The sequence below is a fragment of the Aquimarina penaris genome, from assembly GCF_040786285.1.
Classification (GTDB): Bacteria; Bacteroidota; Bacteroidia; order Flavobacteriales; family Flavobacteriaceae; genus Aquimarina.
The window spans coordinates 721,421-744,616 of record NZ_JBFMKQ010000001.1 but is presented as its reverse complement, the minus strand read 5'-3'; the positions used below and the strand labels follow the sequence as shown (position 1 = coordinate 744,616).

The 23,196-nt window shown below is 34.9% G+C and carries 26 protein-coding genes; 18 read left to right on the top strand and 8 right to left on the bottom strand.

Features of this window, described 5'->3' with window-relative positions:
- Positions 1–87 precede the first annotated feature (87 nt).
- The 17 genes from atpB (at position 88) to ABW637_RS02940 (ending at position 15,432) form a co-directional block, all read left to right on the top strand.
- Positions 88–1,155, top strand: coding sequence for a F0F1 ATP synthase subunit A (gene atpB, locus ABW637_RS03020; protein WP_367583152.1), 1,068 nt, complete (start codon positions 88–90; stop codon positions 1,153–1,155).
- Positions 1,156–1,187: 32 nt separating this feature from the next.
- Positions 1,188–1,379, top strand: a complete 192-nt coding sequence (gene atpE, locus ABW637_RS03015) for an ATP synthase F0 subunit C (protein WP_027394417.1) — start codon at positions 1,188–1,190, stop codon at positions 1,377–1,379.
- A gap of 83 nt (positions 1,380–1,462) precedes the next feature.
- Positions 1,463–1,963, top strand: coding sequence for a F0F1 ATP synthase subunit B (locus tag ABW637_RS03010; protein WP_367583151.1), 501 nt, complete (start codon positions 1,463–1,465; stop codon positions 1,961–1,963).
- A 6-nt stretch (positions 1,964–1,969) separates the two neighbouring features.
- Positions 1,970–2,497 carry an ATP synthase F1 subunit delta gene (atpH, locus tag ABW637_RS03005; protein ID WP_367583150.1) on the top strand — a complete coding sequence of 176 codons (528 nt, stop codon included), beginning with the start codon at positions 1,970–1,972 and terminating at the stop codon, positions 2,495–2,497.
- 73 nt (positions 2,498–2,570) lie between these two features.
- Positions 2,571–4,151 carry a F0F1 ATP synthase subunit alpha gene (gene atpA, locus ABW637_RS03000; RefSeq protein ID WP_367583149.1) on the top strand — a complete coding sequence of 527 codons (1,581 nt, stop codon included), beginning with the start codon at positions 2,571–2,573 and terminating at the stop codon, positions 4,149–4,151.
- A gap of 117 nt (positions 4,152–4,268) precedes the next feature.
- Positions 4,269–5,129 (top strand): ATP synthase F1 subunit gamma, encoded by an 861-nt coding sequence (gene atpG, locus ABW637_RS02995; protein ID WP_367583148.1) that lies wholly within the window; start codon positions 4,269–4,271, stop codon positions 5,127–5,129.
- Between the two features lie 175 nt (positions 5,130–5,304).
- Complete coding sequence (locus ABW637_RS02990) at positions 5,305–6,066, top strand: hypothetical protein (RefSeq protein ID WP_367583147.1); 762 nt, start codon at positions 5,305–5,307, stop codon at positions 6,064–6,066.
- Between the two features lie 144 nt (positions 6,067–6,210).
- Positions 6,211–6,711, top strand: a complete 501-nt coding sequence (locus ABW637_RS02985) for a hypothetical protein (RefSeq protein ID WP_367583146.1) — start codon at positions 6,211–6,213, stop codon at positions 6,709–6,711.
- Positions 6,712–6,746: 35 nt separating this feature from the next.
- Positions 6,747–8,201 (top strand): oligosaccharide flippase family protein, encoded by a 1,455-nt coding sequence (locus tag ABW637_RS02980; RefSeq protein WP_367583145.1) that lies wholly within the window; start codon positions 6,747–6,749, stop codon positions 8,199–8,201.
- A 32-nt stretch (positions 8,202–8,233) separates the two neighbouring features.
- Complete coding sequence (gene dut / locus ABW637_RS02975) at positions 8,234–8,668, top strand: dUTP diphosphatase (protein WP_367583144.1); 435 nt, start codon at positions 8,234–8,236, stop codon at positions 8,666–8,668.
- A 26-nt stretch (positions 8,669–8,694) separates the two neighbouring features.
- On the top strand, positions 8,695–9,711 hold the full coding sequence (locus ABW637_RS02970; protein WP_367583143.1) for a sugar nucleotidyltransferase: 1,017 nt from the start codon (positions 8,695–8,697) through the stop codon (positions 9,709–9,711).
- Between the two features lie 80 nt (positions 9,712–9,791).
- Positions 9,792–11,120: a tetratricopeptide repeat protein gene (locus ABW637_RS02965; protein ID WP_367583142.1), complete on the top strand. Its 1,329-nt coding sequence runs from the start codon at positions 9,792–9,794 to the stop codon at positions 11,118–11,120.
- Between the two features lie 6 nt (positions 11,121–11,126).
- On the top strand, positions 11,127–11,903 hold the full coding sequence (lolB1, locus tag ABW637_RS02960) for a lipoprotein insertase outer membrane protein LolB1 (protein ID WP_367583141.1): 777 nt from the start codon (positions 11,127–11,129) through the stop codon (positions 11,901–11,903).
- Entirely contained in the window at positions 11,900–13,129 is a 1,230-nt protein-coding gene (locus tag ABW637_RS02955; protein ID WP_367583140.1) for a murein hydrolase activator EnvC family protein, read from the top strand. The genes lolB1 and ABW637_RS02955 overlap by 4 nt, the downstream gene beginning before the upstream one ends.
- Before the next feature lie 16 nt (positions 13,130–13,145).
- Complete coding sequence (locus tag ABW637_RS02950; protein WP_367583139.1) at positions 13,146–13,703, top strand: hypothetical protein; 558 nt, start codon at positions 13,146–13,148, stop codon at positions 13,701–13,703.
- Entirely contained in the window at positions 13,675–14,547 is an 873-nt protein-coding gene (locus ABW637_RS02945; protein ID WP_367583138.1) for a tetratricopeptide repeat protein, read from the top strand. The genes ABW637_RS02950 and ABW637_RS02945 overlap by 29 nt, the downstream gene beginning before the upstream one ends.
- A gap of 51 nt (positions 14,548–14,598) precedes the next feature.
- Positions 14,599–15,432, top strand: coding sequence for a DUF3667 domain-containing protein (locus tag ABW637_RS02940; protein ID WP_367583137.1), 834 nt, complete (start codon positions 14,599–14,601; stop codon positions 15,430–15,432).
- Between the two features lie 18 nt (positions 15,433–15,450).
- Here ABW637_RS02940 and ABW637_RS02935 read toward each other — a convergent pair whose 3' ends face one another.
- The 3 genes from ABW637_RS02935 to ABW637_RS02925 form a co-directional block, all read right to left on the bottom strand.
- Positions 15,451–16,593 (bottom strand): L-dopachrome tautomerase-related protein, encoded by a 1,143-nt coding sequence (locus ABW637_RS02935; RefSeq protein WP_367583136.1) that lies wholly within the window; start codon positions 16,591–16,593, stop codon positions 15,451–15,453.
- A gap of 90 nt (positions 16,594–16,683) precedes the next feature.
- Positions 16,684–17,199 (bottom strand): acyl-CoA thioesterase, encoded by a 516-nt coding sequence (locus ABW637_RS02930; protein ID WP_367583135.1) that lies wholly within the window; start codon positions 17,197–17,199, stop codon positions 16,684–16,686.
- 205 nt (positions 17,200–17,404) lie between these two features.
- Complete coding sequence (locus ABW637_RS02925) at positions 17,405–18,406, bottom strand: HU domain-containing protein (protein ID WP_367583134.1); 1,002 nt, start codon at positions 18,404–18,406, stop codon at positions 17,405–17,407.
- Positions 18,407–18,551: 145 nt separating this feature from the next.
- Between ABW637_RS02925 and dprA the strand changes: the two genes are divergently transcribed.
- On the top strand, positions 18,552–19,655 hold the full coding sequence (gene dprA / locus ABW637_RS02920) for a DNA-processing protein DprA (RefSeq protein ID WP_367583133.1): 1,104 nt from the start codon (positions 18,552–18,554) through the stop codon (positions 19,653–19,655).
- A gap of 5 nt (positions 19,656–19,660) precedes the next feature.
- Here dprA and ABW637_RS02915 read toward each other — a convergent pair whose 3' ends face one another.
- The 5 genes from ABW637_RS02915 to ABW637_RS02895 all read right to left on the bottom strand — a co-directional run bounded on the left by ABW637_RS02915 (position 19,661) and on the right by ABW637_RS02895 (position 23,164).
- The gene (locus ABW637_RS02915) at positions 19,661–20,020 is read right to left on the bottom strand and encodes a SnoaL-like domain-containing protein (protein ID WP_367583132.1); all 360 of its coding nucleotides are present in this window, start codon (positions 20,018–20,020) and stop codon (positions 19,661–19,663) included.
- A 17-nt stretch (positions 20,021–20,037) separates the two neighbouring features.
- Positions 20,038–20,595, bottom strand: coding sequence for an NADPH-dependent FMN reductase (locus tag ABW637_RS02910; RefSeq protein WP_367583131.1), 558 nt, complete (start codon positions 20,593–20,595; stop codon positions 20,038–20,040).
- Positions 20,592–21,470, bottom strand: coding sequence for a sterol desaturase family protein (locus ABW637_RS02905; RefSeq protein ID WP_367583130.1), 879 nt, complete (start codon positions 21,468–21,470; stop codon positions 20,592–20,594). Before ABW637_RS02905 ends, ABW637_RS02910 begins: the two co-directional genes overlap by 4 nt.
- A gap of 246 nt (positions 21,471–21,716) precedes the next feature.
- On the bottom strand, positions 21,717–22,586 hold the full coding sequence (locus ABW637_RS02900) for an AraC family transcriptional regulator (protein WP_367583129.1): 870 nt from the start codon (positions 22,584–22,586) through the stop codon (positions 21,717–21,719).
- A gap of 182 nt (positions 22,587–22,768) precedes the next feature.
- Positions 22,769–23,164 carry a nuclear transport factor 2 family protein gene (locus ABW637_RS02895; RefSeq protein ID WP_367583128.1) on the bottom strand — a complete coding sequence of 132 codons (396 nt, stop codon included), beginning with the start codon at positions 23,162–23,164 and terminating at the stop codon, positions 22,769–22,771.
- Between the last annotated feature and the right edge of the window lie 32 nt (positions 23,165–23,196).

The following is a 23,196-nucleotide window of genomic DNA, read 5'->3' as shown; positions in this document are numbered from 1 at the left end:
TCGAACTTATTTAACTAAAATAGTTTAAGAATCTAACATAATTATGTACATTTGCACCCAAATTTAGGAACCGAAATTTTACGTGTAATGCAAAAACGTACTGTAGTTAAAATTTTATTGATTTTTACTTTGGTTTTCACCACTTCAAATCTATTCGCAAAAGAATCAGGAAAAGAAGTGGAAGGAGACTTAAAAACAGAGATTAAAGAGTTTATTGATCATCACCTTCAAGATTCACACGATTTTACATTATTTTCTGATGAGGAGACTGGGAAGCATTATGGGTTTCCGTTACCTGTTATCCTTTGGGATGGTGGGTTAAAGGTTTTTTCTTCTTCTAAATTTCACCACGGCGAAACAGTTGCCCAGGTAGATGGTAACTACTATAAGCTATACCACAGCAAGATTTACAAAACTGATGCCGAGGGGACTATTACATATGACGAAGATCATCATGCTACAAACGCCAAACCTTTGGATTTTTCGATTACCAAAAATGTAGTGAGCATGCTATTAATAGGTTTGCTAATGTTCTTCATGTTTAGTAACCTTGCCAAGTCATATAAAAAGAACAATGGTATTCCAACAGGAGTTGGTCGTTTCTTAGAGCCATTGGTGCTTTTTGTTAGAGACGAGATTGCGATACCAAATATTGGAGAAAAGAAGTATAAAAAATACATGAGCTTTTTGTTGACTATCTTTTTCTTCATCTGGTTCTTGAATCTTTTAGGAATGACTCCTTTGGCAGTTAATGTTACCGGAAATATTGCTGTAACATTTGCTTTGGCACTGCTTACTTTTTTAATCACGAATTTGACAGCTAACAAAAACTATTGGGGCCACATCTTTTGGATGCCTGGTGTACCAACATTTATGAAAGTGGTTTTAGCACCGATAGAATTATTGGGTGTTTTTATTAAGCCATTTTCACTAATGATTCGTTTATATGCCAACATGACTGCAGGTCACGTGGTATTAATGAGTATCGTTGGGATGATGTTCTTATTTAAGAGCTGGATTGGTAGCCCATTATCTTTTGGTTTAGCATTTGCACTATCATTATTAGAATTATTGGTAGCGGCATTACAAGCATATATATTTACGATGTTGTCTGCACTATACTTTGGTATGGCAAACGAAGAGGCACATCATTAACGATAATTGTTTAATTTTTTTAATACTTTATTATGGAAGGTTTAAATTATGTAGGAGCTGGTTTGATTGTTATCGGTGCTGGTTTAGGTATTGGTAGAATCGGTGGTCAGGCAATGGAAGCTATTGCTCGTCAACCAGAAGCTTCAGGAAAAATCCAAACTGCTATGCTTATTGCAGCAGCACTTATTGAAGGTATTGGATTTGCTGCCTTATTCGCAGCTTAATTTACAAGTAATAGCTGCAACGGTTGGTTGCAGCTATTACTAAGTTTTAAAATTAGACAACAAAGAAAATAACATAATTAGTTATGGATAAGTTAATAAATGATTTTTCGTTCGGTCTGTTTTTCTGGCAGATATTACTTTTTGTAGGATTGTTATTGGTACTAAGAAAGTTTGCATGGAAACCTATCCTTGATGCCGTGAATAATCGTGAAGAAGGGATCAAAAATGCATTAGAATCTGCAGAAGCAGCTAAGAAAGAAATGCAAAACCTTCAGGCTGATAATGAGCGAATCTTAAATGAAGCAAGGGCAGAACGCGATGGAATGCTTAAAGAAGCAAAACAGCTTAAAGAAAACATGATCGCTGATGCAAAATCTGAAGCTCAAGCTGAAGCTGATAAGATTGTAGCACAAGCACAAGCAACTATCGCTAGCGAAAAGAAAGCTGCCATAGCAGATCTTAAGAGCCAGGTGGCTGGTCTTTCTGTAGAGATTGCAGAAAAAGTAGTAAGAAAAGAATTAGATAACAAAGGCAAGCAACTAGAGTTGGTAGAGTCTATGTTAGGAGATGTTACTTTAAAATAATCATACATGAGTAGAGCAGCAATACGTTATGCTAAGGCAGTTTTGAGTTTAGCTCAAGACAAAAAAGCCACTGAAGATGTTCAGAAAGACATGCAAAGTATTATCGCTACCACAGAGGGTAGCGCTGAGCTCAGAATGGTATTAAATAGCCCGTTGATTAAAAGTGAGGTAAAACTCGCTTCATTACGCGAGATTTTCAAAAATACAGGGGATATTACTCAAAAGCTTTTTGATACCCTGATAGAGAATAAAAGAGTAGAGCTATTACCTAATGTTGCTAAACAATACATTGTTTTGTTTGATCAGTTAAACAACATTCAGGTAGCAAAAGTGACCACGGCTGTTCCATTGGATAAGGCGTTAAGTGCAAAAGTGTCGACGAAGATTAAAGAGCTTACAGGAAACGAAGCGACGATAGAGAATATTATCGATGAAAATATCATCGGTGGATTTATTCTTAGAGTAGGTGATTTACAATACAACGCAAGTATTGCCAATAAGCTTACCAATTTAAAAAGAGAATTAAGTAATTAAAATTACTTTATTATAATAAATATTAATAATAAGAGAATGAGTAGTAAAGCTTATTCTTCTAAATTACTATAAAATGGCAGAAGTGAACCCTGCTGAAGTATCAGCAATATTAAAACAACAATTATCTGGGTTTGAAGCAACAGCTTCATTAGAAGAGGTAGGTACCGTATTACAGGTGGGTGATGGTATCGCTCGTGTATACGGATTATCTAATGCTCAATATGGAGAATTAGTACAGTTCGATTCTGGATTAGAAGGTATCGTACTTAACCTTGAAGAGGATAATGTTGGGGTAGTACTTTTAGGATCTTCTATAGATGTAAAAGAAGGTGCAACAGTAAAACGTACTCAGCGTATCGCATCTATCAATGTTGGAGAAGGAATCGTAGGTCGAGTAGTGGATACCTTAGGTAACCCTATCGATGGAAAAGGTCCTATTGAAGGCGAAACTTTCGAAATGCCATTAGAGCGTAAAGCTCCTGGTGTAGTTTTCCGTCAACCGGTAAATGAGCCATTACAAACAGGGATCAAGTCTATCGATGCCATGGTACCAATTGGGCGTGGACAGCGTGAGTTGGTAATTGGTGACCGTCAGACTGGTAAAACAACAGTTTGTATCGATACAATCCTTAACCAAAAAGAATTTTATGATGCTGGCGAGCCGGTATACTGTATTTATGTTGCCATTGGGCAAAAAGCATCTACAGTAGCCTTGATCGCTAAAGTATTAGAAGATAAAGGAGCAATGGCATATACGACTATCGTAGCAGCTAACGCTTCTGATCCTGCTCCAATGCAGGTATATGCTCCATTTGCTGGTGCAGCGATCGGAGAGTATTTTAGAGATACAGGTCGTCCTGCTTTGATCATTTATGATGATTTATCTAAGCAAGCGGTAGCATATCGTGAGGTATCATTATTATTACGTCGTCCACCGGGTCGTGAGGCATACCCTGGAGATGTATTTTACCTTCACTCAAGATTATTAGAGCGTTCTGCAAAAGTTATTGCAGATGATAAGATTGCTAAGGATATGAATGATCTTCCTGATTCTTTGAAAGATAAAGTAAAAGGAGGAGGTTCTTTAACAGCACTTCCAATAATCGAAACACAAGCAGGAGACGTTTCTGCATATATCCCAACCAACGTAATTTCGATTACAGATGGTCAGATATTCTTAACTTCAGATTTATTTAACTCTGGTGTTCGTCCGGCAATTAACGTAGGTATTTCGGTATCACGTGTGGGTGGATCTGCACAGATTAAATCAATGAAGAAGGTGGCAGGTACATTAAAACTTGATCAGGCGCAGTTCCGTGAATTAGAAGCATTTGCTAAGTTTGGTTCTGATCTTGATGCAGCTACCTTAAATGTAATCGAAAAAGGGAAACGTAACGTTGAAATCCTTAAACAAGCACAAAATGATCCTTATACCGTAGAAGATCAAATCGCGATCATCTATGCAGGTTCTAAAAACTTGTTAAGAGACGTTCCTGTAAACAAAATAAAAGAATTCGAAAGCGACTTCATAGAATATCTTAATGCTAAGCATAGAGATACACTAGATACGCTTAAGGCTGGAAAACTAACAGACGAGGTAACCGATGTGTTACTATCTGCTTGTAAAGAGATTTCAGCAAAATATAAAAATTAGTATTGAGTACAGTGTGTAGCATATGCTACACACTGTACTTCATAAAGTTTAATATTAGAAAGGTATTGACCAAGAAAGTACTCACTACTAACTACTCAATACTCAATACTAAGAAAAATGGCAAACTTAAAAGAATTACGTAGTAGAATTACCTCTGTATCCTCAACGATGCAAATCACCAGTGCCATGAAAATGGTATCGGCCGCAAAGTTGAATAAGGCACAACAGGCAATTACTGCAATGCGTCCTTATGCAGATAAACTTACCGAGTTATTGCAAAGCCTTAGTGCTTCTCTTGAAGGAGATAGTGCAAGTGCCTATGCAGAACAACGCGAGGTAAATAAAGTATTGGTTGTTGCGATTGCTTCTAATCGTGGTTTGGCCGGAGCTTTTAACAATAATATTGTTAAAGGGGTTAGAGCATTATACGAAGACGAATATGCAGGAAAACAAGTAGATTTTGTTACCATTGGTAAAAAAGTTAATGATGTAGTTGCTAAAACGCATACCGTTGTTGCTAATAAAAGTGAAGTATTTGATGACCTTACTTTTGCTAATGTTGCTGCTATCGCCGAAGAATTGATGCAGTTATTTACAAACGGATCTTATGATAAGATTGTGATTGTATATAACAAATTTAAAAATGCAGCTACACAAGATGTTACCACAGAGCAGTTTTTACCAATCGTTCCGGTAGAAAATGCTACAGCAACTAATGTAGATTATATTTTTGAGCCAGCTAAAGAAGAAATTGTAGAGCAATTAATTCCTAAGTCACTTAAGACGCAATTATATAAGGCAATTCGTGATTCATTTGCATCAGAGCACGGTGCACGTATGACTGCAATGCATAAAGCAACCGATAATGCTACCGAACTTAGAGATGCACTTAAGTTGTCATATAACAAAGCAAGACAAGCTGCAATTACCAATGAAATCCTTGAGATTGTTGGTGGTGCAGAAGCTTTGAATAACTAGAGAATTATTTTTAAATATATAAAGCCTCATAAGGAAACTTATGAGGCTTTCCTTTTGTCTAAAAAGGGTTATACCGGATATATTTATAGAAGAAGATAATGTAACTATTATTTAACTCAATTAAGGATGATTTATATCTAACTTTAAGATTAATATTAACCTTAATAAATATATTATGAACTCAATTTTCAAGTTTTTAGGAGTACTCTTGTGCTCTTTGTTGCTCGTTTCCTGTGAAACTAATGAAGAAGAGCTATTACAAAACAGATCAGAACAAATTGTTGACTTAAAAAGTAAACCAATTATTGTTGCTCGTCAAAATGATTGTACCATTTCAGTAAACAATGCAAACCCTATTGCATCTGCAGGTGAGACCCGTACGTTTACAGTTTCGCATACCATTTTGGGTAACCCATCAATACAATGGTCAATATTGAATGGTGCATATACTCAAATCTTAGGTTCGACCACTTCCAGTACCTTTACAGTGCGGTTTAATGCGGGTTTTGAAGAAGCTACCATTAGAGTGGTTGTGGATGGTAATTCGAATGATTGTGATCTTAGAATGACAGTTACTTCAATTGGGGGTGATCCTTGTCCTAACCCACCAACACCAGCACCAATATATTCTGAATTCGGAACTCCTGTTCCTGCAGGATATATTCAAGGAAACCTGGGTAGTAATCAGATATGTACAACTACAATCAATAATACATTATCTGTTCCTTTCGATTCTTGTGATTCCTACTCATGGTCTATAAGTCCGGGAGGCAATCAAGGAGGTATTTTTCCAAGTGGAAATTCTGCAGTAGTTATCATAAATACCCCTGGAACCTATAGAGTAACTCTGGTAACTTCTAATGATAAAGGTTCAAGAACAGAGCTATTTCTCTTATATGCCCAAAACTGTAATGGTTTAGGTGGAGGAGGATTCTAAATATCTAGCATCATTAACGTATAAAGCCCCGTAAGTTTTCTTATGGGGCTTTTTCTTTTCTATCTTTATGACCGTTGAAAAATAATAGGAGTATTACCTTTGGCATTAGTTTTGAACGCTAATAGAAGAGAAAAGCTTTAAAATATGATGAATTTTAAAATGATGATTACTAAAATAGCGATACTACTAGTGATACTTGCTTCATTTACACAATGCGCTACTAGTCAAAACGTAGATAAAAAAGCACCAATAGTTATTAAAGATCCATATTTTCAGAAATGGGTAGCGGGACTAGAAGGAGCAGGTTCAGGTTTTACGTTATTTATTCCGGTTGAAGAAGACGCTAATATAGTATTAAACTATGCTTATTTTAGAGGTAAAAAGGTCGATTTGAAGCTTAATAATGAATCTATTTATGTAGGTCGTTATACTAACCCCAACACAAACAGAAGTTTGATTATGAGTGATGATCCAAAAGAAGAATTTAAAAACAAAGCACCTATAATCGAAGAAAAAATTCCTTTTCAGTTAACGGTTAACGAATGTATTATTGCATTTACAAAAAATAATAAAGAAGGCTTTTTTAAAACAGAGGATGTATCAGAAAAAAAAGTTAAGGCAATGCCCATGCGAAGAAGACAATAAAAATTGTATTTTTAGCACCACAATTATATCTTGAGTTGAGCGTATTTCAGAAACTCTTTAAGCAAACTTTTATCTACGGACTAGCGACTGTACTTCCCAGAATGCTGTCTTTTTTGCTTGTTTTAATACATACGAAGTATCTCGATGGTCCAGTAGCATATGGTCGAGTATCTATTTTATTTGCCTGGATCATAGTATTCAATGTTATTTTAGCGTATGGGATGGAAACCTCTTTTTTTAGGTTTTTAAACCTCGATCAATACAAAAATAAAGTAACAAGCACTTCGGCAATATCCATAGTCATTTCTACATTGATTTTTGGAATCTTTGCCTTTATGGGGCAAAGTCAAGTTGCTTCAATTATTGCAATAGACGCAGAGTTTTTAACTTATGTAATCTGGATTTTAATTTTAGATGCTTTGGTCATTATTCCTTTTGCAAATTTAAGAGCCCAGGAAAGGCCAATACGATATTCTGTTGTAAAGATCATTAATGTCATCATATTCGCTTCTCTAAATGTATTTTTTCTGGTATTTCTTGGTGATTTTTCAAAGAAGATAGAATGGTTACAGGCACTATATATCGAAGATTTTAAAATTCAATATATTTTTATATCTAACGTAGTTGCCAGTGCAGTGACATTGTTATTGATGCTTCCTTTTTATTTTAAAATTAATTATCAATTTGATAAGGGGCTATGGCAAAAAATGATGGTCTATGGTACTCCAATCTTAATTGCAGGTCTGGCGTTTGCGATTAATGAACATTTTGATAAGATATTATTAGAATGGGTCATAGGAGGTAAAGAAGGTCTTTTTGATTCTGGAGCCTATGCGGCATGTTACAAATTAGCCCTATTCATGACATTGTTTGCAACGGCTTTTCGAATGGGGGTAGAACCCTTCTTTTTTAGTCATGCCAAAGAAAAAGATGCGCCCAAAACCTATGCGATTATAACAAAGTATTTTGTGATTTTTGGATCCTTCATACTCATTGTCGTTATTACTTTCTCAGAGTTTTTAAAGGAATTCATGATTAAAAACCCAGAGTATTGGGAGGCCATGGTTGTGGTGCCTATAATTTTGTTAGCTAATCTATGTTTAGGAATATATCATAATCTTTCGGTTTGGTATAAGGTTACAGATAGAACTAAGTTTGGGGCATATATTTCTATAATAGGAGCGATGATTACATTAGTAGTCAATCTTGTATTGATTCCGAAATATAGTTATGTTGGATCGGCAATTGCGACATTAGCTGCTTATGGTTCGATGATGCTTATATCATGGTATTTTGGAAGAAAGTATTACCCCATTCCGTATAACCTGAAGAAGATAGGAGGGTACCTTGCATTATCAATTGGTTTTTCGATATTGTCTTTTTATGTCTTCGACAGCAATTATTTGATTTCTATCCCGTTGTTACTGGTGTTTTTAGTAATTTTGTATGCTTCAGAAAAAAGGGAGTTAAAACAAATTTTAAAAAAATAAACACTCATATAGCTTGAGTATTATAGTTAAATATGCAAATTAAAATCATTAACAGATCATCACATGATCTTCCTCATTACGAAACAATTGCTTCTGCAGGAATGGACCTTAGAGCAAATATTACAGAACCGGTAACATTGAAACCTTTAGAAAGAGCAATTATCAAAACAGGGTTATTCATGGAGTTACCTGTTGGATATGAAGCACAAGTTAGACCACGTAGTGGGTTGGCTGCTAAAAAAGGAATCACAGTACTTAATGCGCCAGGAACCATAGATGCAGATTATCGAGGAGAAGTAGGAGTGATTTTAGTCAATCTGTCTACCCAGGATTTTGTAGTCGAAAATGGAGAGCGTGTAGCGCAAATGGTCATTGCAAAGCATGAACGTGCCGAGTGGAAAGAAGTAACCGAATTATCCGAGACCTCTAGAGGCGAAGGAGGATTTGGTAGTACTGGAGTTAAATAATCAAAAATAAAAACCAACTAAATTATATGAAAATCATTGTACCCATGGCAGGAAGAGGTTCTAGACTAAGACCTCATACACTCACAGTCCCTAAACCCTTAATTCCGGTAGCCGGAAAACCAATTGTACATCGATTAGTGTCTGATATTGCAAAGGTGTTGGGAGAGCCTGTAGAAGAGATTGCATTTATACTAGGTGATCCTGCTTTTTTTGGTGATGATGTAGTATCTAGTTTAACCGAATTAGCAGAAGGTTTAGGAGCTAAAGCGTCTATTTATAGACAAGATCAACCATTGGGTACGGGTCATGCTATTATGTGCGCCAAAGAGTCATTATCAGGACCTGCAGTAATTGCTTATGCAGATACCTTGATTAGAGCAGATTTTAATTTAGATAAAGAAGCAGATGCTGTAATTTGGGTAAAACAAGTAGATCAACCAGAAGCATATGGTGTAGTAAAACTGAATGATAAAAGTGAAATTGTAGAATTAGTAGAGAAACCGCAAGAATTTGTATCTGATTTAGCAGTGATAGGAATCTATTATTTTAAAGATGTTGCTGTACTAAAGAATGAACTACAAGTGGTGCTAGATAACAATATCATAAATGGAGGAGAGTACCAAATCAACGATGGTATTAAAAGAATGATGGCCGATGGAAAAGTTTTTGTAACCGGAAAAGTTGATGAATGGATGGACTGCGGAAACAAAAACGTTACTGTTGAAACCAATTCTAGGATGCTAGGTTTTTTACAAAAAGATGGAGCAAATTTAATTAGTAAAACCCTTATCCAGGAAAATGCTACTATAATCCCTCCTTGTTATATTGGAGAAGAAGTAACGTTACGAAATGCAACAGTAGGGCCTAATGTTTCAATTGGCAATGGGTGTACTATAGAAGACTCTAGCATTAAAAATAGCTTAATTCAGACCCAAACTGTCGTAAAAAATGCTAACTTAGACAATGCTATGATTGGAAATAATGCCATCTACGACGGAAATTTTACAACAGTGAGTATAGGAGACTATTCGGTTTTAGAATAATTCGTGATGAGGGAACAACTTCGTAGAGTTTTATGATTAAATATTGGAAACATACAAGCCTTTTATGTCTATTTCTTGTAATGGGAAACTATATGTCTATTTCTCAAGAAATAGAACCCAAGCAGGAAGTAAATATTGATGATTTGGGCAATGTTTCAGATGAGTTTCAGGAAAACTTTTTTGAGGCACTAAAACAAAAGGCAATTACCAATCATGATAAAGCAATTGAAGCCTTGCAAAAGTGTATAGCAATTGATCCTACACCTAATTATTTGTATTTAGAGTTAGGAAAAAATTACCTTGAACTTAAATTATACAAGCAGGCAGAAGATAATTTTAATAAAGTACGCAGCAAAGAGAAACCTAACAACAGGTATGTTTTAGAATTATTGTTCGAATCCTATTTTAAGCAAAGTAAATACAAAGAATCAATAGAAATCGTCGAGAAACTAGTGGATTATAATCCTATGTTTAAGGAGCAATTGGCGAATCTATATTTTCATGAGAAACGATATGATGATGCTTTAACCGCTATCGATGAATTAAACGAAGAGTTTGGTAGAGATCAATACCGTGATAGTTTACGAAAAAGGATCTCCTCAAAAATTACCAATCCTAATAATCAGATTGCCAGGTTAGAAAATACTATTAATGAGAAACCTAAGGTAGAGCAAAATTACTTGAACCTAATTTATCTTTATAGTCAGGGTAATCAAAAGGATAAAGCATATAAAACAGCGAAACTACTCCTAAAGGAAAAGCCAAAGTCAGAACTCGTTCATCTTGCTCTATATAAATTTTATTTAGAGGATAATAAGACGGATGAGGCAATTAGGTCTATGAAGATTACTCTAAAAAGCAATGAGATAGAGATCGAATCTAAGTATAAAGTAGTCAATGATTTTTTACTCTTTCTAGATAAAAACCCGCAATATGAATCTCAATTATCAGAAATTGTAACCTTACTTTCTGCTGGTGAGAATAATGCAAAAGTACTTACCGAACTAGGGCATTACTATTATAAAAAAGATCAAAAGGAACAAGCCCTCAATTTTTACGAAAGAGGCATCAAAAGTAATGCTAACGACTTTGGGTTGCTCAAAAGAATTTTACTCTTACAATTGGATTTAAAACGATATGAGAAAGCCGAGATTGGAAGTAAATTAGCGTTAGAAATGTATCCCGCACAACCTATCTTCTATTTAATAAATGGCGTGTCATTAATTAATATAGAAAAATCAAAAGAAGCTATAGAAACACTTACACTTGGGATAGACTATATCATAGATGATCTAAAAATGGAATCTGATTTTTATACACAAATCAGTGAAGCATATCAAAAACTTGGGAATATCGAAAAAGCTTCAGAATATAAACAAAAAGTAATTCAACTTCAGAAAAAATCATAACGATTAATGAATAAAATATTATATCTACTATGCTTTTCTTTGATGGTACTAAACTCCTGTAAAGGTACTAAAGCTGTTAGCGAATCCGGAATCAAAAAACTGAGTGCAGAAAAGGTTATTGCCAATCACTACAATCGATCCTTTAATTTTGAAACACTTAATACCAAAGTAAAGGTAAAATATGATGATGGTAAACAATCATTTAGTCCTAATGCTACGCTTCGGTTTGAGAAAGATAAAATCATTTGGATAAGTGTTAAGATGTTAGGGATTACCTTGGCTAAAGCATTGATTACCCCAGAAAAAGTGAGTTATTACGAAAAAATCAACAATACATACTTTGATGGCGATTTTAAAGTGTTAAGTGAGTGGTTAGGCACAGAGGATCTCGATTTTGATAAAGTTCAGCAAATGCTTCTGGGTCAGGCGTTGTTTAATTTAAGAGAAGATAAATATAAATCGTCGATTACAGATAAGGTATATCAACTTCGACCTAAGGCAGAAATTGCTCTGTTCGAGCGCTTGTTTTTAATACATCCTGATAGTTTTAAAATGGCTTCTCAGCAATTAAAACAGCCCATAGAAAATAGAAACCTAGCAATCAATTATCAAAGTTATCAAAAAGTAGGAAATCAAGAGTTTCCCAAAGAAATTTACATAGAAGCATTGCAAGGAAAAGATAAAACATCAATCGGTATAGAATATAGACAGGTTGATTACAATGCTAAGGTAAGTTTTCCGTTTAAGATACCATCAGGATATAAGGAGGTCACCATTCAATGAAAGTAGTACAGCTTACATATTTAATTAGTTTATTGTTGATTTGTACTTCTTCTTTTGCTCAAAGTTCAAAACAACAACAATTAGAAGAAGAAAGACAACGTCTTAGGAACGAAATTGAGCAAATGAAACAATTACGAGCAGATAACAAGCTTAAAGAGCGTTCTGTTCTGGATGAAGTAGAAGCAATTAATGCACAAATTAACACCCGTCAAAACCTTATAAAAATTACTAATCAACAAGCTAATTTGTTGACCAGAGAAATCAATACAAATCACAAGAAAATAGACGTATATCGCAAAGAGCTAAAAGTGCTTAGAGAAGACTATGCCAGAATGATTAAAAAATCATACAAAAGCAACTCTCACCAGAGCAGGATAATGTTCTTACTTTCATCTTCTGATTTTGCACAGGCCTATAAGCGATTGCAATACATGAAACAGTACAATGAACATCGCAAAGAGCAGGCTATTCGAATAGAAAGTAATACACAACAACTCCAGCAACTAAATAGAGATTTATCTACACAAAAAGAAGATAAGCAAACCCTTATTGCCGAAAATCGTGAAGCACAACAAAAGCTTCAGGAAGAGAAGAAAGAGCAGAGGGTTTTAATGGCTTCTATTCGTAAGAAACAAGGAACATACACCAAACAAATTAAGCAAAAAGAAAAGCAAGCCAATGCGATTGATAAGGCGATCGAGAAGTTAATTAGAGAAGCCATTGCTAAAGCCAATAAGAAAGCCGGTAAAAAAGTAACAAAAAAAGGTTCTGCCACTACATTTGCATTAACGGCCGAAGCAAAAGTATTAGCAGATAATTTTACATCTAACAAAGGAAAATTACCCTGGCCCGTTGGTACTGGTAGAATAACCAAGAAATTTGGCCGTCAGCCGCACCCTACGCTCCCTAATATTCAAATCAACAGTAGTGGTGTAGAAATCGAAACCAGGGCAGGAGAGAAGGCCAGAGCAATTTTTGAGGGAGAAGTGATCGCTATCCAAAAGCTAAAAGGGGCCAGTCGTTTGGTGCAAATACGACATGGTAACTTTATCACTACCTATTATAATATTGAGAATATTTTGGTAAAAGAGGGCCAGAAAGTAACCACAAAACAATCCATTGGGCAGGTGCGTACTAATCCAACTACGGGTAGGGCGATTATGAAGTTTCTAATCTATCAAAATGCCAAACGATTAAATCCACAAACATGGATTTATAGGATGTAGTAATAAGATCAATTGTATGCGCAGAAAGAAAATTCTGAAAGTTATAGGCTATATAATTCTTATCCCAGTACTGGTTATTGCTGCTATGGCGGGTTATATTTATTATCAATATCAAGGTAAATACCCGGTTGATAAAAATAAACACCCTTTCAACATTGGGCACGTAAACCTTGAAAAAGCATTATTTACAGAAGGTTTTGAAATGTGTGACGATAAACACTTGCTAGGATATTACCATAGTTCTGCTCCTAGAATATATAGAGAAAACAAATTAGCCTTTGTACAAAAGATTAGGGGTAGTTATAAGAACAAGAACTACCAAGATACGGGATATCTTAATCTTAGGTTTCATATCAATTGCGAAGGTAAGGTGGGTAATGTCGAAGTTAATGAATTGGATACAGATATGAGGATTTCTAACCTTACCGATAGCTTGGTTAATCAATTGGTAGAATTAAGTATCAAAGAAGATAACTGGCAAGTAGAAAAGGAAAAGTATGAGACTACTCATAACCATTACATGTATTTACTATTTAAAATTGAAAATGGAAACATTGCTGAGATACTTCCTTAGTTTTTTTATGGGTCTGATTCTGATTTCATGTAGTAAAAATCATGATGACTTATCTGTAGCTCAAAGAAGAGAGCTTTCAAAAGAGATGTATCAAGAAGAAGTGTCAAAACACGGATTTGATGGTCCTTTTCAGGGAACTCCCATTGGGATGACATTATTAGATGATATTCTGGCATTAGATTCTACAAATTGTGAGGCGTTAAGAGCCTATTCTGTACCTTATCTCAAAAGAGGAATACCACACAAGTGGAAACGGTGGTTTGATAAGGCCGTGGAGTGTGATCCTAAAATGTGGCAGCCATGGAGAGGGTACTTATACCTATGGTTTTATAGAGATTATAAAAGGGCAATAGATGACTTTAATGCAAGTGATACACTCACTCCAAACTTTATAGACTCTCCCCAGGGACATAGTGTTGATTATTGGAGAGGTATCGCATATTTAGGACTAAAGGATTACACTAATTCGATACGTTATTTTGATACTCATATAGCCACGGTGACTAAAGATTCTGGAGAAGATTGGGTAGAGCCTAGCGCATTCTTATATTTGGGTATAGTACACTTTGAAAATTCGAACCTGGAGAAAGCAAATTTAAATATTGATAAGGCACTTCAATACTATCAAAATGTATCGGCCGATAGTCATTATTATAAGGCTTTGTTACAGGCACGCAATAAAGCCCATGCTGAGGCATTGATTTCAGTAAATAAAGCTATTGAAAATTACAACCAGGGATATTATAGTAAAAGAGATTATGTAGAAGAAATTCGGCAAATATACCCTCAACAACTAGAAAGCTTGAGGAATGCTATATCGGATAGTATCTCCAGGAATAAATAAGAAATTATTAAAGCTGATTCAAATTAAATCAGCCTTCTTAAATGTATACATATGAATTGTAAGAATTGTAAAAAGAATTTACCAACGAAAACTAAGTTTTGCGATGAATGTGGAGCAAAAGTAATCGAGAAACGAATAACATTTAAGAACATGGTGTCCGATCTTTTTATCAATGCTCTTGGTTGGGATAATAGGTATTTTGTTACGATCAGAAATCTTATTGGTGCTCCTCATATCCTTTTTAAAGAATACATTAACGGAACAAGAAAAAAATACGTAAACCCATTTGGTTTCTTTGCTATAGGTGCCGCAATCTCGTTATTAGTTTTCAATCAGTTTTCTGAAGATTACCTTAGTCTGACTAGAGAGATAAATAAGAAGCAAATGGAAGCGATGAACGATGTTATACAACCTGATACGAAGAATGATGAAAGCTTGTCTGATAGTGTAAAAGTAGTAGACCAAAATGAGTTATTAAAGGAACAGCTAGAACGAGGAGGGAAAATTCAGAAAGCAATATTGAAGTACTATAATTTGTTTTCTTTCATGCTTTTACCTTTTTATACTATAATTGCCTATCTAACATTCTGGAAACCCTATAATTATGGTGAACACCTTATTATTAACGCCTATATTCAAGGGGTAACTTTTCTTTCTACCACTATTTTCTTTTTACTTAGCTTAGTTACTACACCGAGTGTTTTCTCTTTGGGAATTTTAACGGTCGTAGGGTATTATACCTATGCTTATTCCAGGTTTTATAATTTATCTGTAGGAAAAGCCCTTTTAAAAGTACTCCGATTTTTTGCGATTTTGCTTTTAATGTTTATCGTTTTAATGATTTTATCAGTCATCATTGGGATAATAATCGGTCTGTTCAAATAAGGATTAAACTAATAATTCTTATTTATTTGAATCAAGCCCTTTAAACCTGTATATGTAATAAGGAGCATGCTTGGCAATGTGCTTTTTGCTCTGGAGCATCTGGTTTGGGATATCACTATCTGCAAGGTAAAAAGTACCGTCATTGGTCATTGATAATCCATCTGCCCAACGTATTCTTTCATCTTTAATTAATGTGAAACCTTTTCTCTCTGGAGTAACAACATAAACTCCTTGATGTTCTATATCGGTGATGTAAACATTACCATTAAAATCTGTTCGAATACCGTCACTTAATGGTTTGTCGGCTACACGTTCTACTGCGGTTGAAATTTCTTCATCCGACCTGGTAAAGTCTGTGATGATTTCAGTTGAAACTCTAAATAGACCACTGTGTCCCATCGGAGCGTAGTAAATGTATTTTCCATCACGGCTAAAATCAATACCATCAATACCGGTTAATAAATCGATGACACCTCCAAAAAAGCGCATTTTTTTAGCCGGTGTAACCGGAACATAACCTTCATGCTGTACACTTGGATGATTTTCTAATTGATTTTTGCTTTCTCCGGTTTCGAGATTGTACATAGCTATACTTGGTTTCTTGCCAAAAAAACTCACATTGGCAACCGCGAGATATTTTCCATCAGCAGAAACAGAAAGATCATTAAAAAAGGATAATTTTTTAGCAATATCATTAGGAAAAGTATAGTCATGAACAATTTGATTTGTCGCCAAATCAAAAGCGACCACTTTTACAGGATCAAATCCATGATTACCATGATCGATAACCCATAATCGATGCTGTTGATCAGTAAAAACGCCTAAAATAGTATTGAATTTTTCCTGAAATGCTTCATTGGGATACGGAACTGCCTTACCATCAATAATTTCCATAAGCTTGTTAGTTTCTGGGCGGCTTTCGGGATGAATGGTAAAGAATACCCTGGTAGTCTGAGTAGTATCTTTACTTGCTGCTACATTACCAATGGGCTCTTCAAAGGCGATAACTTGCTCTAATTGAGAGCTGTTATAATGAGCCTGGGTAGAGATATTTTGATATTCTTGTCCGCCACCATAGCGCAGGCGAAAAAAAAGAGCCAACAATAGAACTAAACCTACTATGGTTACAATAAGGGATATGAGAATTTTTTTTCTTTTCATTACGTATAATGAATTTTTATTCACTATAAATATAACAAAAATTGAGAAAGCTTTTTTACGCTTGCTTTAATTTATGACAGTTTTAAGGAATTATGATGATGTAAAAAGAGCTTTTAATTCTGTTGCATCATCTGGTTTCATCTTACCAGCGAGTACTAAACTAAGTTGTTTACGACGCAATGCAGCATCATAACGTTCTTTTTCCAGAGCGGTTTCTGGTTTAATAGGGGGCACGCTAACGGGGTTTCCACTTTCATTAACGGCAACAAAGGTATAAATGGCCTCATTAGCTTTGGTTTTGTCTCCGCTTTGTCGGTCTTCTACCCAAACATCAATATAAACTTCCATAGAGGATCTAAACGCTCTTGAAACTTTTGCTTCAACGGTCACGACACTACCTAATGGGATAGCTTTATTAAATGCCACATGATTAACCGAAGCCGTCACTACGATTCTTCGAGAATGTCTACCTGCTGCAATTCCTGCAGCGCGATCCATACGAGCCAAAAGCTCTCCTCCGAATAAATTATTAAGAGGATTGGTTTCTCCTGTTAGGACTAAATCTGTTAAAGTGGTACAAGATTCTGAAGGATGTCTGGCTTCCATGTGATACTAAATTTTGGCAAAGATAATCACGTAAAAACAACTTACACTATACAGTTGGATAAAAGTGTTTTAGGCTAAAAAGCTTTGCATTGCAGATTTGCACATATTTTCTTTCAAAAAATGTGAATGCCTAACTTAAATCATAAGAAACGTTAGTAAAAATAGAATGTAATGTGATTTTCTTTGAAAGAAAAATTTTAATAGATTATAGTTCCTCTACCAGTAACCAAGCTTTCGAGCTTTGTTCTTTCTTAATTTTTCGCAATGCTCTTAATGCCTCTAATCGATCATTATAGCTTTCGTAAACTACTTGATGCAATCCATATTTGTTGATCCCAACAAGTCGGGCATCAAAACCTTTATCTTTAAGTCTTCTTACTTTTTTATCAGCGTTAGATGCAATTCTAAAAGCGCCTGCTACGATATGATATTTTCCTGTTACAGTTTCTGTTTCAGTATAAGAATCTGTATTAGTTTCTTCCTCTTCTTTTATAAGATTTAGGCTAATAGCTGGTAGCGGATTAGAGATCTCAAATGTGGCCTCCTGTATTTTGTTTTCGATTTCCTGATTTGCTTGTTGCCATTCCTTGTGGTTATAACTAATCGTATTGTCGCTAATTTGTTTCAATCCAAAAAAGCCACCAATTCCTATAACAATAGCTGCGGCTGCTGCGTATTGTAAATAAGGGCGTTCTCTACGTTTTTCGGGAGTAAATGTTAAAGGGATCGTCTCTTCAATGGCTTCGACCTCTTCTTTATATACCTCACGCTTTATTTCGACTTGGCGGTTGATTGCCGGAGAAACAAAAGAAGATAAACCAAAAGACTCTGTAAGGTAATTTACTTCTTGCAATGGTTCAAATTGCAATGTGTTTTCTACTGAAGTATAAAATGCACCTATACGATCTAATTCTATACGTTTACCTTGTGATATCTTCTCATTAAGAGATAAGACATAACGTTGAATTTTGGCTACAGCATCAGTGTATGATATATCTTCTGCTACAGCAAGATAATTTGCTAACAGGCCATCGTTATTTTTCAATTGGCTATTAAAAGATATCAGCTTCTTGGGAGGGTAAAACGAATTAGTAGTTTCTTGTATGATTGCAGGTTGACGCCTTGTTAAAAACGCACCAAAACCTGGTAGGATTACACATTCGTATCTATATAATAATTCGCTTATGTATTTGGCTGTAGTATTCATTTCCCCTTCTAAAATATGCTGCGTGTACAGTGTGTGGTTATTAACTCAAAGGTATAAAAAAATGAAGGTCATCAAAACTATGAGCACCGAATTTATCAACAGTTTCTATTTTTTTTGTTTCTTGTACTGACTTATAAAGCATTACATGACCATCGAAAAACTAATTGCATTACTTACGCTTAAAAAAGTACCTAATTTAGGGGATAACTCTATCAAAAAACTAATCCGAGAAGTAGGCTCTGCAGAAGAAGTTCTTAAAGAAAAAGTTAGTAACTTATTAAAAATCGATGGTATCGGAACCGTAAAAATTAAAGATCTACACAATCCCGAACATCGAAAAGCAGCAGAAAACGAACTGCGTTTTATCGAAGAGAATCATATAAAGTATTGGGCGTATGATCAACCAGATTATCCCGAAAAATTAAAACATTGTATTGACAGCCCAGTAGTATTATTTAGCTCCGGAAATATTGATTTGCAACACAAAAAAATACTAAGCATTGTAGGGACACGACAAGTAACTAGTTATGGCGTGCAATTTTGTGAAGAACTCATCGAAACCCTGGCTCCAATCAATCCTGTTATTGTATCCGGTTTTGCTTATGGGGTAGATATCACTGCTCAGCGCGCCGCTGTAAAACATAATCTACAAACGGTAGGTTGTTTGGCGCATGGTTTAAATCAAATATATCCCAAGGCACATAAAAAATATGTTGCTCAGATCGAAGAAAACGGTGGGTTTTTTACTGATTTTTGGAGCACAGATACCTTTGATCGCAAAAATTTCCTGGGGCGTAATCGTATTATTGCCGGACTTAGTGAAGCTACCGTGGTGATCGAAAGTGCCGATAAGGGTGGATCACTGGTGACTGCAGATATTGCTAATTCATATAATCGTGATGTGTTTGCAGTGCCTGGTAGAGCCCATGACCCTTTGAGCAAAGGGTGTAATATGCTCATCAAAACACAGCGTGCTCATATGCTAACCAGTGCTGCCGATTTGATTTATATGCTTAATTGGGAGCTAGAAGAAAAAGAACAACCGACGGTGCAGAAAAAACTATTTGTAGAACTGGAAGGAGACGAGAAAAAAATCTACAATTTTTTGAATACTAACGGAAAAGAATTGCTCGATGTGATTGCTTTGCAATGCAAAATCCCAACATTTAAAGTGGCTTCAGTTTTATTGAATATGGAATTGAAAGGCGTAATAAAACCTTTACCAGGAAAGTTATTTGAAGTGGTTTAAGAAGTTTATTTATAAAAAAACTGCTCCTTGATGATTTTATCATCCACTACTTCATAAACTATAATTTCGTCAATAGATACATTCTGATTGTTTGCCAGAGTTACATCGGTAATCATGTGCACACTAAAGTGATTCTTACTCACCAAAGGTTCTGAGATTTCAAAACGATTCCATTTTTTGATGTTTGACAAAAATTGCTTTTCTTTTTGAATCATGGCCTCTAAGCCTGATACCGATCGCTCTTTAAACATTTCAGGTTCCTGGTTTATTGCATCTTTAGAAAAGAGTTGTTCCTGAGCTTCTAGAAACTTTTTTTGCCTCAATAAATTGACAAGTGTATGGGCTATTTTTTTAACTTCTACCATTTCATTATTATTTATACTTACACGATTCTTTTTAAATAAAGTTCTCTTTCCAATAATTGGGATAGTCGTTTTACAACGATATTTCGGGTACGATTATTTAACTTGCCATGTTCATCAATTTGGTTACTTACGTTAGATATAGGAAGATTTTTGGTCATAATAAAAAGACCCATATGCTGTAGAATGGCAGCAAAATGATTTAGTCCCATCAAATTGCCTGCTCTGCCTTCTGCCGTACCTATAAGTGCGGCTTTTTTGTTTGAAAAAGTCATTTCGAGATTCTGTGTAGAAACAAGATCAATGAACAATTTTAAAACTCCGGGAAAACTTCCATTATACTCTGGTATAACAAATATAAATAGTCGCGCTGGCATCAAATAAGAAACACTTATTTTTTGAATAGAGAAAGGTTGTTGTTCATAAGAATTTGAAGTAATCGAAGAAAAGTCTATGTCACTTAAAGAAAGTATTTTCACTTCTTCCTCAGTAAGTTTCATGAGTTCTGAATGAATATTATTTGCGATTTTTGATGTTTTACTATCTACTCTATTGGTTCCTGCAATTATTGTAATCATGTGTTGTTTTTTTGTTTGAAATACTTTGGCTTCCATATTAAGTTCCCGAAGATGATCTTAAATCGATCTTTCCAGGTTTGGCATCGTTTTACATCCTTCCAAATGTTTTTGTATTCAATAAAATTGATGGTAATCGGGTTGTTCGAATTAATATTTTTTGTTAAACCGTACACTACTTTTTCTTCTTCTCTTTGAAAGGTTCCGAATACCTTATCCCAAAGTATAAGAATACCACCGTAGTTTTTATCAAGATATTTGCGGTTGGATCCATGATGAACTCTATGTACCGACGGGGTATTAAAAATCTCATCGAGCCAACCTAGTTTAACAATATGTTCGGTATGGATCCAGGTTTGGTATTGGGCTACAAAAACTAAAGATATGATGGCTTGGAAAGGATTAAACCCAATAATAATCATAGGAATCAGAAAAACCCACTCTATAGCGCTTTCAATAATACTTAAACGCATAGAAATTGTAAGGTTGTAATCTTCAGAAGAGTGATGTACACTGTGGTTTGCCCATAAAATTCGATGCTCATGCTCGATACGATGCATCCAATAATAGGTGAAGTCAGCGGCCAATAAACTTAGTGCCCAGGTCCACCCACTCATTGGGATTTCTAACGGAGTCATGTGATAAAATGGTAAGAGACAAATAAGCCCAATAGAACCAAAAATAGTTTTCTCTAACAATTGCCCGAGAAAGAAGATAATGATATTGGCTCCGGTATCTTTCCATCGCCTTTCTTTTGAGGTAAAAAGATCAAGTAAAAGCTCGAAAGTTATTAGAGAAATGTTGATGATAAAGAAATATCCAACATACGTTAATATATTCGAGGTTTCAAAAAGTACAATAATTTCGTTTACGTTCATTCTAGTGTTATTTTTTATTTGGGAAAAAGTATAAAAACCAGAAGAACCATAATAGATTCAGGAGATCCCATAAAGATCCCTGATTTTGAAAATAATCAATTACATATTGAAATTTATAGAAACCTACGAATCCTAAAATCCCTAAGTACCAATGTTTTTGAAATGTAATATTGCTCATGTTTCTGGTTTATGAGGCAAAAATAATCTCAATACAGGTTGCATTGTTTGTCCATTTTGGACATTCTACTATTGAATAGGAATATATATTTCGGTAAGTAATTCTTCTGGGGGAGTATCTTCGTCATCGTTTAGAAAAAACTCTAAAGTTGGCTTATCTTCTAGTTCTAGGGGTATATCGGTTAACCAATTAGAGTAGATATAATCATAGGTTACTAACGAATCTTCGTGACTACCTTTGTGAAGAAACTTGGCATATTTCTGTGGGGGTATAGTCTTGGTTCTAAAGAGCCCTTTTACTTCGAATTTTAGCGGTGTTTCTAGTACAATGCCCGCATTATATCTGCAATGTACATTATCTGTAATTTCATCGTCATCCAATATCTCTGCAAGGAATATGCTATCATCATTTATCAATTTGTTTTTGAATGCATATTTCATAAGCTGATCCCAGACTTGTTTTATGGCTTTAATATCTTCAAAAGAACCTTGATAGGTTAGGTATAAAATGTCGAGGTTAGGTAACTCTTCGATTTCAAATGTTGGAGAAGGTTTTTGAGTACTTAGATTTGGAGCTATTGTTTTTTGAAATAGTTGTTGCTTCAGTTCTTGTGTTTCTCTAAATTGAGAAGGAGAACAATTAAACTGGTTTTTAAAAGCTTTACTAAAGGCAGCAATATCACTATACCCAACTTCAAAAGCAATATCCGATATAGTGTTTTCAGAATATTTAAGGTACTGCGCGGCTTTCTCCAATTTTACTCTTTTAATATATTTTCCTATGGTTTCATGATGCAATGCAAGAAATATGCGATTGATGTTTCTGTAGGAATAAAAAGAAACCTCTTCGATATCTTTGATGGTAATATCCTCTTTGAATTTTTGATCTAAAAATCCTAATAACGACTTATACCTATCTAATTGTGTAGGATTACCCATGAATTTATCTTTTATGAAAGATACAAATCAAATAACAGAACTGTATTGTTCATTTTGGACAATTTTATATGAATACAACCTGTTTTTAAGCCCAAAGCAGATATTCTAAAGATACTTAGACTTGATGCTGTACTATACTATCATTTTTTAAAATTGAATATTATAACGAGAATCTGTATCAACTACTTTTTCATTTGCTCCAAAAACTCACCCATTTTTTGGTGAACTACCTGGATCGCTTTTAATGGACGAATCATCACTTTGATGTCTTTCAGTTTTCCATCTTGATCAAAAGTAAGCATATCAACACCTTCAACCGTAACGCCATTAATCTCTGTGGTAAACTCTAAAATGCTATGTTCATTACTGCTCACTTCTCTCATGTATTTAAAATGCTCATTAGCAATAATACTGGCTGCTGCGGTAAGGTATATACCCACAATTTTCTTTCCTTTTTGAGGTGTCCATACTACTGGAGAATGTAAGACCGCATCATCTGCAATAAGTTCGCCTAGCCTGGATACATCTCTATTCGACACAAATTGATGCCATAAGGCAAGCCCTTTTTGATTATTCATGATTTGTTGTTTTTATTTTATAGAAATGTATA